Source organism: Paenibacillus sp. PK1-4R, assembly GCF_030369595.1.
GTDB lineage: Bacteria > Bacillota > Bacilli > Paenibacillales > Paenibacillaceae > Paenibacillus.
The window spans coordinates 1,896,835-1,908,930 of the sequence record NZ_CP126535.1; the positions used below are offsets into that span (position 1 = coordinate 1,896,835).

General features: G+C 49.5%; 8 protein-coding genes. All 8 read left to right on the forward strand.

What is annotated here, in order from left to right:
- Nucleotides 1–231: 231 nt before the first annotated feature.
- The 8 genes from QNO02_RS08290 to QNO02_RS08325 all read left to right on the forward strand — a co-directional run bounded on the left by QNO02_RS08290 (nucleotide 232) and on the right by QNO02_RS08325 (nucleotide 12,089).
- Entirely contained in the window at nucleotides 232–1,611 is a 1,380-nt protein-coding gene (locus tag QNO02_RS08290; RefSeq protein ID WP_289392715.1) for an ABC transporter substrate-binding protein, read from the forward strand.
- 122 nt (nucleotides 1,612–1,733) lie between these two features.
- The gene (locus QNO02_RS08295) at nucleotides 1,734–4,661 is read left to right on the forward strand and encodes an extracellular solute-binding protein (protein ID WP_289391780.1); all 2,928 of its coding nucleotides are present in this window, start codon (nucleotides 1,734–1,736) and stop codon (nucleotides 4,659–4,661) included.
- Between the two features lie 75 nt (nucleotides 4,662–4,736).
- Nucleotides 4,737–5,648, forward strand: coding sequence for a carbohydrate ABC transporter permease (locus tag QNO02_RS08300; RefSeq protein ID WP_133385912.1), 912 nt, complete (start codon nucleotides 4,737–4,739; stop codon nucleotides 5,646–5,648).
- Nucleotides 5,649–5,650: 2 nt separating this feature from the next.
- Entirely contained in the window at nucleotides 5,651–6,514 is an 864-nt protein-coding gene (locus QNO02_RS08305; protein WP_017689719.1) for a carbohydrate ABC transporter permease, read from the forward strand.
- Nucleotides 6,515–6,525: 11 nt separating this feature from the next.
- Complete coding sequence (locus QNO02_RS08310) at nucleotides 6,526–7,992, forward strand: NHL repeat-containing protein (RefSeq protein ID WP_289391781.1); 1,467 nt, start codon at nucleotides 6,526–6,528, stop codon at nucleotides 7,990–7,992.
- A complete protein-coding gene (locus QNO02_RS08315; RefSeq protein ID WP_289391783.1) occupies nucleotides 7,973–8,593 on the forward strand; it encodes a YIP1 family protein in 621 nt (206 codons plus the stop codon). The genes QNO02_RS08310 and QNO02_RS08315 overlap by 20 nt, the downstream gene beginning before the upstream one ends.
- A gap of 14 nt (nucleotides 8,594–8,607) precedes the next feature.
- The gene (locus tag QNO02_RS08320; protein ID WP_289391784.1) at nucleotides 8,608–11,193 is read left to right on the forward strand and encodes a DUF5696 domain-containing protein; all 2,586 of its coding nucleotides are present in this window, start codon (nucleotides 8,608–8,610) and stop codon (nucleotides 11,191–11,193) included.
- Nucleotides 11,190–12,089: a carbohydrate ABC transporter permease gene (locus QNO02_RS08325; RefSeq protein WP_076327086.1), complete on the forward strand. Its 900-nt coding sequence runs from the start codon at nucleotides 11,190–11,192 to the stop codon at nucleotides 12,087–12,089. Before QNO02_RS08320 ends, QNO02_RS08325 begins: the two co-directional genes overlap by 4 nt.
- The last annotated feature ends 7 nt before the right edge of the window (nucleotides 12,090–12,096 follow it).

Sequence of the window (12,096 nt, forward strand, 5' to 3'; positions counted from 1 at the left end):
TGATACAGATAAATTACAGCTTTATCAGCATTTTATCAGAATAATTAGAAAATGTTAACAACAAAAATGTTGACGCTTACATTTTGCTGTGTTAAATTTTGTTTGTCAAAAACAAACAAGAAAATAACAAATGGTGGTGGTTGTTTATTTTCGATTGGTTGGTGAATGGGGTTAACGATTTAGGGTGAACCATGATTGGTATACACATTCGGGGAGGTTGTTAAAATCATGATGAGAAGATGGAATGTTCTACCTCTGATGTTATTGGCCGTGATGCTTTTTGTATCCGCTTGCAGTGGTGGGGGGACAGCGCAGACGGGGACCGAAGCAGAGGGAACAACGAACTCAGGTAACAGCACCGAAGTCGCTGAGACAGAGAAAGAGGGCGGAGCGGAAGAAGCTGTGGTTAATGTGCCTGATATGGGTGGGCGTGTCATTAAGGTTGCGGCCTGGTGGGACTTGAAACCAGCGGGAGAGACGGCCTCCGATAAGGCCAGACTCGATAAAATTGCAGAGGTCGAGAAGAAATACAACGTGAAACTGGAGTTTGTTAACGTACCTTTCGAAGAATACATGAACAAATTCACAACGTCTGCACTGGCTGGCGAACCGTTCGCCGACATCGTTCAGATGGAGTACAAATCCGCACTACCTGCCATCCTCAAAGGGCAACTATTGCCCATCTCCGAATTCACTACACCTGAGAATAACATCAACCAAGAGGCTAACCTGATTGCAAAATTTCCTGCCATTGCAGGCAACGAATACGCTTTCGAATCTCCAACCAGCATTGGTCTGGGACTTCACTATAACCGTGACTTGTTCAAAAAATTATCTTTGCCTGATCCTCAAGAATTGTATAACCAAGGTAAATGGGATTGGGATAAATTCATGGAACTTGCCAAACAGGCAACCAAAGATACCAATAACGACGGCAAAACTGACGTATACGGATTTTCTGGCTGGGCGCTTGATGTCGTTCGCCATTTTACCGCAGCCAATGGTGGAACGATCGTGGATGATACCAATAGCAAAGAAGGATTGTCCGATCCGAAAACGATTGAAGCTGCCGAATTCGTCAAACGCCTGTATAACGTGGAAAATGTCGTGAAGGTCAAAACCGGCGACAAAACCAATTGGGAGGAAAGCAATACGTTCAAAGATGGAGATGTAGCTCTGTTCACCGCTGCTGAATGGCAGTTGGGCGATCTCACCTTTGCAGTTGGTGTTGTGCCGATTCCGAACGGGCCACAGGGTAGCAAAGAGGTAACGTATGCAAACAACGCGGCATCGGCGAAGTTCATTCCAAAAGGTGTGGAGGATCCAAAGATCGTCTACCAAATCTATGAAGAGACCTTCGACATCCCGCAGATTGAAGAGTATCCAGGTCAGGATTATCTGGAGAGTCGTTATACCGACGAGAAGGATATCGCCATCATTCGCGAGCACATCGCTGGAACGGGCCGCATTTTACTGGATGATGCCTACACAGGATACCCGTTCGGGGATTTTGTGAACGATATCATCAAAAACAATGCTTCCGTGACGGCAACAGCCGAGAAATACAAAGCACAGGCACAAGCTGCCATTGATAAACTCGGTAAACAATAAGAACTTAACACCAGCAAACGATTCAGGCAGGGGCTCGTGTCGGCAATGTTGCACGGAGCCCCTTTTCCTGAACCACCAAATCGGCATTGCTGGCATCAGCCTTGATGAGGAGGACTCGTAGGATGGCTGGAATTCTACAACGTAAGACATGGGTATTGTCCACAGTAATCATCGTGGCGGCAGCCTGCATCATTCTATATGTAACTTCCGGCGCTGATGGGAAGAGTGCAGACATTCCACCTGGCAGTCTGCCTGCCATTGAAGTGGATGCAATCTTGCAGCAGACCCGGCAGAAAAAGGGATACGAACAGTATCGATCCGGAACGGATCAGGCTACACAGCCGAGTGTGGACATCACCATTGAAGCAGGAGATTACATAAAAGCCGAAGGTGAAAACGTCCGCAAACTGACGAATTATGAGGGAATGGATGGTGTATCTCTCCATACCGGAGAGACAGGACAAGTCGAGTGGAAAATTAGCGTGCCGGAGACCGGGCTGTATAATCTGTCCGCAATCTATTTTCCCGTTGAAGGCAAGAGTTCGGCCATTGAGCGTGCATTGTACATTGATGGTGAACTTCCTTTTGCGGAAGCCGCCTATTTGCAGTTTGACCGGGTATGGGCGAATGAGAAAGATGTTGTGGAGCAGGACAATCAAGGCAATGACTTACGCCCGAGACAAGTGGAGAAACCTCGCTGGATGGAAGAAACGTTTCAGGACTCCGACGGGTACGAACAGGCTCCATTCAAGTTTTATTTGGTAAAAGGGGAACACACGCTAACGCTAAAATCATCGCGTGAACCCATGGTGATCCGGTCCATTCGTCTTTTCAATGAGAAGACAGCCGTTCCTTACGCAGAGACTGCGGGTGCACAACAATCGGATTCCTCCGGGCAGCCGAAGGATGTACTTATTCGCATTGAAGGAGAAGCCGCTGTTGCCAAATCTTCACCTACGTTATACCCGACGAGCGAAAGGTCAAGTTCTGCTGTATCTCCTTATAGCGCTTCCCAGGTACGCATCAATACGATTGGCGGCTTTAACTGGCGTCTGCCAGGACAATGGATTGAATGGGAAGTGGATGTACCGGAGAGTGGACTGTATCATATCGGTTTTACCGCACAACAGAATTTTGTTAAAGGCATCTATTCTACACGCAAACTAACCATTGACGGTGAAGTTCCGTTTGCAGAGATGGCCAAAGCCCCTTTCCGTTATCACAGTGATTATCGCATTGACGTCATGGGCGGCAAGGAAGCATACAAATTTCATTTGGAAAAAGGAAAACATGTACTGCGGCTGGAGAACAGCCTGGGTGACTTCGCGCCGCTTATCCGCAATGTGGAGGACAGTCTGTACAACTTGAACTCCATGTACCGACGCATTCTGATGATCACAGGTACGAAGCCTGATGAATTCCGGGATTATCGGGTGGAAAAGCAGATCCCGAACCTGCTGGAAGTGTTCAGCGGGGAAAGTAAACGACTCAAAGACGTGGCTGCACAGCTTCGTCTACTGTCAGGACAGTCCAGTGATCAGGAAGCGCTGATCAATACGATGGCGCTGCAACTAGACGAGATGATCGACAAGCCGGATACCATTCCAAGACGGCTTGCGGCTTATAAAACCAACACAGGCGGTCTCGGCACATGGGTGCAACAGGCACGAGAGCAGCCTCTTGAGATTGACGCACTGTACGTCACTTCGATTGACCAAGATATTCCCGGAACAGGTATGGGGCCACTTGCCAAGCTTGGTCATGAAGCGAAGATATTCTATCATTCGTTCTTCATTGATTATAACCAGATCGGCAATGTAGCCACATCGGAAGATCAGCGTACGGTAACCGTCTGGATTGGTAGCGGACGTGACCAGGCGAATACGATGAAAGCGATGATTGACAAGACCTTCACACCAGACAGTGGCATTAACGTGAATCTGAAGCTGGTCAACATGGGAACCTTGCTACCAGCGACGTTGTCCGGTGAAGGACCCGATGTTGCCATGCAGATCGGCAATGATCTGCCGGTGAACTTTGCGATGCGGAACTCGGCTGTAGATCTTACGCAATTCAGTGATTATAGCACCGTGGAACAGGAGTTCAGGGAAAGCGCGATCGTGCCGTATGCCTATGATTCAGGTGTATATGCCCTGCCGGAAACACAGACCTTTAACATGCTGTTTTATCGTAAAGACGTGCTCGAAGAACTCGGACTTGAAGTGCCTCAGAACTGGGAGGATGTCGAGGCTCTACTCGCGATTCTGAGCAAAAATCATATGGAATTTGGCATGCCGATCGTGACTCAGGCGAATATGCAGGGTGTCAATATTCCGCCGAACTCACAGTATGCCACGATGCTGCTCCAGAACGGTGGCGCCTTCTATCGGAATGATGACAAGGAATCGGATCTGGATTCCCGGATTGGAATCGAGACGTTCAAGCAGTGGACGGAGTTTTATACCGATTACAAGCTGGAGCGGGAATATGATTTTGCCAACCGTTTCCGGACAGGACAGATGCCTATTGGACTAACGGATTACACCATGTACAACCAGTTGTCCGTATTTGCACCGGAGATTCGGGGACTATGGGGCTTCGTTCCTGTCCCGGGAACCGTTCAGGCGGATGGAACCTTGAATCGGGACGTACCGGGTGGAGGCAGCGCAGTCATGATGCTGGAGGGTGCCAAGGATCAGGATGCGGCGTGGGAGTTCATGAAGTGGTGGACCAGTACACCGATTCAGGCTGAATTCGGACGGGAGATGGAAGGACTGATGGGTGCCGCTGCCCGTTATCCAACGGCCAACATCAAGGCGCTGGATTCCCTGCCGTGGCCTGCGGAGGATTACGCCAATCTCAAGGCACAATTCGAAACGGTGAAGGGCATTCCTGAAGTACCCGGTGGTTATTTTACAGGCCGCCATCTGTTCAATGCATTTTACAAAACCGTTGTTGGCCAAGTGGAAGCCAGGGAATCCATTATGGATTATACCCAATATATTCAGGACGAGATTCGCGTCAAACGTAATGAATTTGGTCTTCCGTAAGCAGAGGGAGGGTTAATCGTGCCACAAATATCACTCCGAGACGGACAAAACAGTCCTCCTGAGAAAGCGTCAAGGATGGGCATGAAATCGTGGTGGAGCTGGAAGCTCCAGGAAATGAAGGCCAGCAAACATTCCTATGTTCTGCTTGCACCTTATATGCTCCTGTTCCTCATGTTTACCGTGATTCCGGTTGTCATCTCGATCATACTCAGCTTCACCTACTTTAACATGCTGGAATTTCCACGTTTTATTGGCTGGCAGAACTATACTCGCCTGTTTCTGGAGGATGATGTATTCCTGATTGCAATCAAGAATACGCTGCTGTTTGCCATTATTACCGGACCGATCAGTTATATTGCCTGTTTTGTCTTCGCGTGGATCATTAATGAGTTAACACCGAAATGGAGAGCGTTCATGACGCTGATCTTCTACGCGCCCTCCATCTCGGGCAATGTGTATTTTATCTGGCTGATGATTTTTTCGGGAGATCGTTATGGTATTGCCAATGGGCTGTTGATCAAATGGGGTTTTCTGCTGGAGCCGATCCAATGGCTGAAGACAGAAGCTTATATTATGCCTATTCTCATTCTCGTGCAGCTATGGCTGAGTCTCGGAACCGGATTTCTGGCGTTTATCGCCGGTTTGCAGACGGTGGACCGGACATTGTACGAAGCGGGAGCGGTGGATGGCATCAAGAATCGCTGGCAGGAACTATGGTACATTACCCTGCCTTCGATGCGTCCACAGTTGATGTTCGGCGCAGTCATTCAGCTGACAACCTCGTTTGCCGTGGCCGATGTGTCGATCGCACTGGCCGGGTTCCCAAGCGTGAACTATGCGGCAGAGACGGTGGTCACCCACTTGATCGACTTCGGTACAACACGGTTTGAGATGGGCTACGCATCGGCGATTGCCACCATACTGTTCATGATTATGGTGGGCACCAACTTGCTGGTACAGAAACTGCTTCGAAGGGTGGGAGAATAGCTATGGCTGCAATTGCGACAGGCAAAAAGCGGGTGAATCGCTCGCTATCGGGAAGTCTCTCCCTGTTTGCCCTTCTGCTCGTATTTGGTGCCTTCATGGTGCTGCCGCTGATCTATGCAATCAACAATGCATTCAAACCATTGGATGAGATTTTCACCTTTCCACCAACGCTGTTTGTCAAAAATCCGACGTTCAGCAACTTTACAGATCTGCTGAACCTGCTGAGTGACTCGTGGGTGCCGTTCTCACGTTATATATTCAACACGGTGTTTATAACCGGCATCGGTATCGTAGGCCATGTGCTGCTAGCTTCCGCAGCGGCTTACCCGCTTGCCAAACACAAGTTTCCGGGCAAAGTATTCATGTTCCAAGTGGTCGTACTGTCACTGATGTTCACACCTGCGGTGACGGCAATTCCGAACTATATGATCATGTCATGGCTCGGATGGATCGACACCTACTGGGCCGTTATTATTCCGGCATTTGCCTATTCACTCGGGTTATATCTGATGAAGCAGTTCATGGAGCAGATCCCGGATGCGCTGCTGGAAGCGGCCAAAATTGATGGTGCCAGTGAATACCGGATCTTCTGGTCCATTGTTATGCCCAATGTGAAGCCAGCCTGGCTTACATTGATCATTCTACTGTTCCAGATGTTATGGGGCAGTGATGGCAATGGATACATCTACAGCGAGCAGCTCAAGACCCTGCATTATGCTGCAGGTCAGATTATTCAGGGCGGAATATCCCGGGCAGGAGCGGGTGCTGCGGTAGCACTGATTTTGATGAGTGTGCCGATCACGCTATTTATTTTCTCTCAGAGCCGAATCATTGAGACGATGGCGAGTTCGGGCATGAAGGATTAAGGGGGAACGATATGGCACGCACAGTGAAAAGATGGCTTGTTCTCCTGGCGGCAGTATCTCTGCTGCTGGTGAATGCCGTGCCTGCGGCGGCCTCCCCGGCGCCGTATGAGAGTTATAACTACAACTACTGGAAAGAGGCTGTACCTTCACCGGATGCCTATCTGCCCGAGCGTACTCTATCAGGCCGTGACCTCGGCATTAGTGAGTTCAAAGACCCCGGTGATGTGAACGTTTCACCCTCCGGGTTGATCTATATTTTGGATAGCGGCAACAATCGAATCATCGTATTGGAACCAGACTTTAAGCTGCTGCGCGTCATCGATGGATTCATGATGGATGGTGGCAAGGAGACCTTTAACCTTCCAGGTGGATTGTTTGTAGATGAAGAAGAACGCATATACATCGCCGATACGGGTAACAGTCGTGTGGTTGTCCTGGATGGAGAGGGGACGCTGATTCAAACCATTACAAAGCCCGAGTCGGATATCCTGTCGACCCAATTCCAGTTTCAGCCTTTGAAACTGACGGTGGACCATGTAGGCCGAGTTTACGTTGTGGCACAGGGGGTCTACGAAGGCATTATGCAGTTTGACGAGAGTGGGAAATTTATCGGATACGTCGGTACGAACAAAGTGGAGCGGGACTACGGCGAATATATCTGGCGCATGTTATCAACCAAAGCCCAGCGCGCACAGATGGTCCTGTTTGTCCCGACGGAGTTCTCCAATGCGGATATCGACCACAAAGGATTCGTGTATGCAACGAATATTGATCCTGGCTCAAATGAACCGATCAAACGCCTTAACCCGTCTGGCGAAGATGTACTTAAGCGGTTTGGTTATTACGACGTCAAAGGCGATATCCGGTTCCGTAACAATCCGGGTCCATCCAAGCTGATTGATGTCAAAGTGCTTGGCAATGGCATGTACAGTGTATTGGATGCGACACAGAACCGGGTGTTCACGTATGACGATGAAGGTCATCTGCTCTACATATACGGTGGCAAGGGAAATCAGGTGGGCACGCTCAAAACACCTGTCGCGATTGAACAATCGGGTGAGCATCACTTGGTTCTGGATCGAGGCAAGAACAACCTTGTCGTCTATGAGCCAACCCGTTTTGGTGCCCGTGTGAATGAAGCGGTGGCACTCCACTATCGGGGCGAGGACACAGAGGCCGTGAATATATGGAGAGAAGTGCTGAAGCTGAATGCCAACTATGACATCGCTTATATCGGTATCGGCAAGTCCTTATTAATGGAGAAGAAAAACGAGGAAGCGCTAGGTTACTTCGAACTTGGAATGGATCGCAAGAGTTATTCTGTGGCGTTCAAGAGGCATCGGCGGGAGATGATGAAGGAACATTTTGGTACATTCCTGACCGCTGCAATCGCGCTGATTGTCATTCTGATCCTGACCCGGGTGGCGGTTAAATGGAGACGGAGGAGGCAGGTTGATCGTGAAGCAGGATTTCATTAAGTTTCCGCTGCATCTCATTTTTCACCCCATTGATGCATTCTGGGACCTCAAGTCGGATAACCGGGGACGGCTGCTTGTTGCTTTTGCAGCATTGGCGCTTACCATTGTCATGATGATTCTGCAAAAGCAGTACGCAGGATTTCTCGTCAATTACATCGATCCTCGTACGATTAACAGCATCATCGAGATCGCCACGGTTGCAGTACCTTTCTTTCTATGGTGCATGGCCAACTGGGCAGTAACGACTTTGATGGAAGGGGAAGGCAAGTTCAGGGAAATCGTTCTGGCGACAGGTTACTCGCTCATTCCGGTTATTCTGATCTATGCCCCAATGATCGTGATCAGCCGGTTCATGGTGCAGGAGGAGACTGCTTTTTATTATCTGTTCAATAGCATCGCGTTTTTCTGGTTTATACTGCTTCTGTTCATTGGCATGATGACGGTACACCAGTACACGGTGATTAGAACGATCATTACGATGGTGCTGACACTCATTGTGATGGGCATTATTGTATTCCTTGGCGCACTGGTCTTCAGCATGCTGCAACAGCTGTACGAATTCGGTTATAACATTTACCGCGAGTTGATTTTTCGGACCTAAAGGAGGCGGCATCCGTGAACAAAAGGCAACGATTATATACGGTGCTGGCTGGTGGTACAGCTGTGATCATGATTGCAGCCGGGCTGCTGTATATAAACAACAGGGGGGTTCCTGCCGTAGAAGCCGCGGCTTATCTGGATACGACAACCAGAGCCATGCCCGTCACGGAGGACCCGTTGCAGTTCCTTAGCGACTCTTCGCAGGGTGTACCTGGTATGCAGTTGGTCGCCGAGGATCAGGGGTTGGCCCTGTACTATAACGAGGAGACAACGGAAATTGCAGTACGGGATGGGAAAAGTGGAGAGATTTGGTACAGCAATCCGAAAGAACGGGCTGAGGATGGTCTCGCTTCTGCATATGAAAAAGATGTGCTGTCCTCCCAGTTGAACGTGTCTTTCCGGGATTCGATGGGCACACTGGAGAACTTTCCAAACTTCAGTTCGAGTATAAGCAACAAACAATTCACAGTGGGTCAGATCGATCAAGGAATTCGGGTTAACTATACACTTGGTGATACGTCACTTGGCATTGACGCGCTGCCTAAACTGATTAGCAAACAGCGTCTGGATGAGAAAGTGCTTTCCAAGCTAGATGCTACTGTCGCAAGGTACACATCTGCCCGTTATTATCCAACCAAGAACAATCCGGATATTCTGGAACGGCTGGATGGACAGATTTCGAAGCAGCTTGTGCTGAACAAGATGCTGGGAGCCTTTGAGACGGCGGGTTACACGGCGGACGATCTGGCTTTTGACAATCAGGAGAACGGGGTCGAAGGCGGAGCTGTATCAGATAAGCCCAGCTTTGTCATTTCTGTGGAATATCGACTTGAGCAGGGGGCACTCGTTGTGACCGTGCCTCTGAGCCAGGTAGAGGAAAGTGGGCAATACCGCATTCGGAACATTGATTTGCTCGCTTATTTTGGTGCTGCGGATACAAAGGACGAGGGTTATATGCTCGTACCTGACGGTTCCGGCAGCCTGATCCACCTGAACAATGGGAAAACCCAAGAAGAGCAGTATGTACAGCGCGTATACGGCGCAGACCCCAATGATAATTCGCTCAGTCGTCCTCAGGTGAGTGAATCCGCGTATATGCCTGTGTTTGGTCTGAAAAACGGGGAGAATGCCTGGTTTGCGGTGATTGAAAAAGGGGACGGCATTGCCAGTATTTCCGCAGATATTGGAGGCAGGCAGAACAGTTACAACCACGTGCATGCGACCTTCTCCCTGCGGGGTGAAGATGAGCTGGAGATGTACACCTCGCAGAAAATGCAGGAGATTCAGCTGCTTAGCGAAGAGCCCTACCGTGGAGATATTCAGGTCCGCTATCATTTCCTTCATGGAGAAGATGCCAGTTACTCGGGGATGGCCCGCCTATATCAGCAACAGTTGATAGAGCAGGATGTATTGAAGCCGCTCGGAGAACAGATGGAGTTGCCGTTCTATGTGGATGTACTTGGTGCAGTGGACAAAAAGGCTTCGTTCCTAAGCGTGCCTTATCGGACCACTTTAGCCATGACGACGTACGAACAGGCCACCGAAATGGCGGCGAAGTTACAGCAAGAAGGTGTGAACCGCGTTCAAATGCGCTATCAGGGATGGTTCGGCGGTGGCATCAGCCATCATACGCCAACCCAGGTGAAGTTGGACAGTGAAGTAGGCAGTCGTTCCGAACTTCAGGCGTTGTCCGCCAAGCTGGAGCAGTCGGGGGGAGCTTTGTTCCCGGATGTGGCTTTCCAGCACATTTATCACGATGATATGCGTTTTGCTCCTTCCTCGGATGCGGCGCGGTTTGTAACGAAGGAGACAGCAGAACTGTATCCATACAATCCTGCGCTTAATCGCATGGATCAGAGTAGGGACAGCTATTATTTGCTCTCAGCGGCCAAGCTTCCTTATGTAGTGAGTGAGTTTGCTGACAAATTCAATCAACTGGACCTCGGCGGATTATCCCTTCGTGATCTCGGGCAGGCCCTGACTTCAGATTACCGGGATAGTCGGGTGATTCATCGGGAGACGGCGAAGCACATTGTGAAGGAGCAGCTGGGAAAATTGGCACAGTCTTATCCGAACCTGATGATATCTGCCGCAAATAGCTACGCTTGGGGTAGTGCACAACATGTTGTGAATGTACCCGCAGGGTCGAGTCGGTTCAATATTACCGATGAAGAAGTTCCGTTTTATGCGATGGTCATTCATGGATACATGAACTATGCGGCATCTCCGATGAACACATCGGGGGATCAGGATCTCCGCAAACAGTTGCTGCACAGCCTGGAGCTTGGGGCAGCTCCATTTTTTCAATGGACCTATGAACCATCATCCAGGCTGAAGCTGACGAATTATGATTCGGCCTACGCAACGGAGTACAGCTATTGGGTGGATGAAGCCGTTACCTTGTATAAGCAGGCCAATGAAGTGCTGGGAAATCTGGCGAATGAGCAGATTCTCAAGCATGAACGCATTCAGAATGGCGTGGTCCGGATCATCTATACTGGCGGTACATCTATCCTTGTGAATTACAATGCGGATGCAGTTACCGTGGATGGAACAACAGTTGGCGGGACGGATTATGTGGTGGAAGGAGTGAGCCGATGAGAACCATTCGATTATCGCTGAAGTCACGGAGAGCTTTGCTTGGACTTGCATTTATATCGCCGTGGTTGGTCGGCTTCATCTTCCTCTTTGCCACACCGCTCCTGCAATCAATTCGATTCAGTCTGAGTAATCTGTCTGTTGCTCCGGGCGGATACGTCCTGGAATACGTTGGTTTTAAAAATTTCAAGGATGCACTTCTGGTTGACGCTACATTCAACCGGATTCTGGTCGACTCCGTTGGAGCGATGCTGCTGAATGTGCCGATGATTTTGTTCTTCAGTCTGTTTACGGCGACATTGCTCAACCAGAAGTTCAGAGGCAGAACGATGGCACGTGCAATCTTCTTTTTACCGGTTATTCTGGCTTCCAGTGCAGTTGCAGCAGCTGAGTCTGCGGGATTAATCAATCTGATGGGAGATGCAAGTGCGGTCGATGCGTCTGCTGATGGCGGGGCTTCGTTCAATGTGGTGTCCATTGTACGGATGCTGGCGGATGTGGGATTGCCGATGGCCTATGTGGATTACATTGTAGAAGCCATCATGCGGATCTATGAGATCATTAGCAGCTCTGGCGTTCAGATTCTGATCTTCCTCGCCGCTCTGCAATCGGTGCCGGGATCGATGTATGAGGTTGCGAAGATCGAAGGGGCAACAGCCTATGAATCATTCTGGAAAATTACATTTCCCATGGTTAGTCCGTTGATTCTGACAAATGTCATCTATACGATCATTGATTCATTTGCCGGGAGTCCGGTCACACAGGCTATCTACCAAACTGCATTCAAAACCCAGAACTTTGGTTTAAGCTCGGCGATGTCCTGGCTGTACACACTTGTGATTGGTCTTGTACTGATCGTAGTGGGCTGGGTGTTGTCACGACGGGTTCACTACAACTGACGGTTAA

Excerpts from the sequence above, each read along its gene's own strand:
- QNO02_RS08305 (WP_017689719.1), top strand. The coding sequence starts at position 5,651 with ATGGCTGCAATTGCGACAGGCAAAAAGCGGGTGAATCGCTCGCTATCG.
- QNO02_RS08300 (WP_133385912.1), top strand. The coding sequence starts at position 4,737 with ATGGGCATGAAATCGTGGTGGAGCTGGAAGCTCCAGGAAATGAAGGCC.
- QNO02_RS08310 (WP_289391781.1), top strand. The coding sequence starts at position 6,526 with ATGGCACGCACAGTGAAAAGATGGCTTGTTCTCCTGGCGGCAGTATCT.
- QNO02_RS08325 (WP_076327086.1), top strand. The coding sequence starts at position 11,190 with ATGAGAACCATTCGATTATCGCTGAAGTCACGGAGAGCTTTGCTTGGA.
- QNO02_RS08290 (WP_289392715.1), top strand. The coding sequence starts at position 232 with ATGAGAAGATGGAATGTTCTACCTCTGATGTTATTGGCCGTGATGCTT.
- QNO02_RS08295 (WP_289391780.1), top strand. The coding sequence starts at position 1,734 with ATGGCTGGAATTCTACAACGTAAGACATGGGTATTGTCCACAGTAATC.